The organism is uncultured Campylobacter sp. (assembly GCF_937949835.1).
In the GTDB taxonomy this organism is placed as follows: Bacteria; Campylobacterota; Campylobacteria; order Campylobacterales; family Campylobacteraceae; genus Campylobacter_B.
Map to the genome: position 1 here is coordinate 1 of NZ_CALEDC010000253.1, position 1,803 is coordinate 1,803.

Annotated in this window: 3 protein-coding genes; all 3 read right to left on the minus strand. The window is 45.1% G+C overall.

Annotation, left to right across the window (positions count from 1 at the left end):
* Window positions 1-108: 108 nt before the first annotated feature.
* From Q0256_RS05790 to Q0256_RS05800, 3 genes are read right to left on the minus strand one after another with little or no spacing between them, the layout of a single operon-like run.
* Complete coding sequence (locus Q0256_RS05790; RefSeq protein WP_297961009.1) at window positions 109-249, minus strand: hypothetical protein; 141 nt, start codon at window positions 247-249, stop codon at window positions 109-111.
* Window positions 242-625 (minus strand): hypothetical protein, encoded by a 384-nt coding sequence (locus Q0256_RS05795; RefSeq protein ID WP_297961012.1) that lies wholly within the window; start codon window positions 623-625, stop codon window positions 242-244. Before Q0256_RS05795 ends, Q0256_RS05790 begins: the two co-directional genes overlap by 8 nt.
* Window positions 625-1,611: a DUF5309 family protein gene (locus Q0256_RS05800; RefSeq protein WP_297961015.1), complete on the minus strand. Its 987-nt coding sequence runs from the start codon at window positions 1,609-1,611 to the stop codon at window positions 625-627. The genes Q0256_RS05795 and Q0256_RS05800 overlap by 1 nt, the downstream gene beginning before the upstream one ends.
* Between the last annotated feature and the right edge of the window lie 192 nt (window positions 1,612-1,803).

The window sequence follows — 1,803 nt, forward strand, 5'->3', positions numbered from 1 at the left end:
GTCAATTTTGCCGATAGAAGCGATCGCTTTTTCTATTTCCGCGCTTAGAGCTTTTAGAATTTCAAGCTTTTCAGCTCCTAGTTTAAGTTCATAAATCGATACCATTTTTTACCCCTTTAATATGCTTGCGGCGATGAGAGCATTAAGGGTTTTTAGCCGTACCGCCAAAGCTCGCAACAGCTCTAAAATATCGATGTCCGATATTGCCTCGGCGTTTAAAAGCGCTATATTAAATCCCTCCTCAGTCATCGAAAGTCCTTTCTTTGCCGTCGTTTGCGATATAATCCGAAATGATTTCAAGCGCCAAATCCCTATAAAAAGCGTCCTGATTGATGATAAACGCTACGTAGTTGATTACCGCGTATGTTAGGCTCTCATCGATCATGATGTGCTCTTTTTCGTTGCTGAAATTTGGCTTGTCAGGATATGTGATATAAAAGCCGTTCGCGACGTTTCTATATACTCGTTCACTCTCTACGCTACGCAATAATTCGCTAGGCGTGCATTTGTTAGCTACCCACAGCATAGCCTCTAAAAACATTTCGGACAATATCTCATCGGGCGGCATTTTTTTGCCGCCCACGATCTTATGAGCTAGAAATTCTTTTGCGAATTTCGACGTCATTATTTCACCTTTAAGCCTACGCCGATTGCAAAAGCGTCCGCATTTCGCACCTCAAGCGCTGCCTCGGTGTAGTAGCGCTTTTGTTTTGCGGTCTTGCTCGTGGTTACGTTCTCGATCATAGTAGGGATCAAAAGCCCGTTTTTCATAAAACTAAAGTCGCCCGCAATCAGCACATCGTCTAGCCTGTTTTGCTCGGACAAGTATCGGTGAAGCCTAAAATTTACCTTTCCGAAGTCGGTATCAAGGCTTACGACGCTTGAATTGATGCTTTTTTCGTTGCCGAATTGGCGGGTAGCAAAAGCATTAATCGCCTTTTTGAGTTTAGCGCCTATGAATACGTCTTTAGGCGTCGCGCCCGCATCCCAAATGCTTTGCAAAATTTTGTTTAAGGCGTCTTCGGTTAAAACCGTAGGCGTGCCGGTCCAGTCGTTCTTGCTATCGAAAGCAAGGACGTTGCCGCGTCTGCCGTTAGCAAATGCCGCCTCTCCTTTGGAAATGTAATAAAACATTCCCGCCATCTCGCCCGCGACCGTATCGGTTCGCGGAGTAGGAGCTTTGAATATGGATGTTTTAGTATCCGTATCGCGACCTAGGCCGAATAAAGCGTATTCCATATCGCGCTTATGCTCTTTGGCGCGCTTGGCTGTTTCGCGCTCCATCTCTTTTCCGCCATAGGTAGCTACCTTTTGCATTGTGTAAGATACGCTTATATTGGTAGTGAAAATTTGCACGCTGTCGGTCGTTTTTTGAATAGTCGATTTTCGATCATCGGCGAAATCGCTAATCTCAAGCTGTGCGTTCTTTTTAGGCGCCGCGATATTGTCGGTTAGCCAACTATGTTCCGTGTTCGTAACGTTTGAAGTTCCGATGAGACTTAAGACGGGGGTATCGTCCGCTCCGATTAGGATTATACTATCGTAGACGGAGGGCTTTAACCCTTCTCTTTTTGTTGCCGGGGCTTGAAAGCCCGTAGATGTGATTGCCATAACGTTCTCCTTTTGAAAGTTAAGGCAATTTTCGCGCAAGTGCGGGTGCGTAATCTACCCATAAAACGCACTCTTTGGTATTTTTAGACTAAATTTGAAGGATTTTAATAGGTTTTGAGGATTTCGTGCGGCTAGAAAGCGGGGCTATCCCCCCGCTCGCCTTAGCTTTTTCATTCTATCGCTTATATCTAC

What these genes read in the sequence shown, in the direction of transcription:
- Q0256_RS05800 (WP_297961015.1), bottom strand. Translation starts at nt 1,611, where the DNA reads ATGGCAATCACATCTACGGGCTTTCAAGCCCCGGCAACAAAAAGAGAA.
- Q0256_RS05790 (WP_297961009.1), bottom strand. Translation starts at nt 249, where the DNA reads ATGACTGAGGAGGGATTTAATATAGCGCTTTTAAACGCCGAGGCAATA.
- Q0256_RS05795 (WP_297961012.1), bottom strand. Translation starts at nt 625, where the DNA reads ATGACGTCGAAATTCGCAAAAGAATTTCTAGCTCATAAGATCGTGGGC.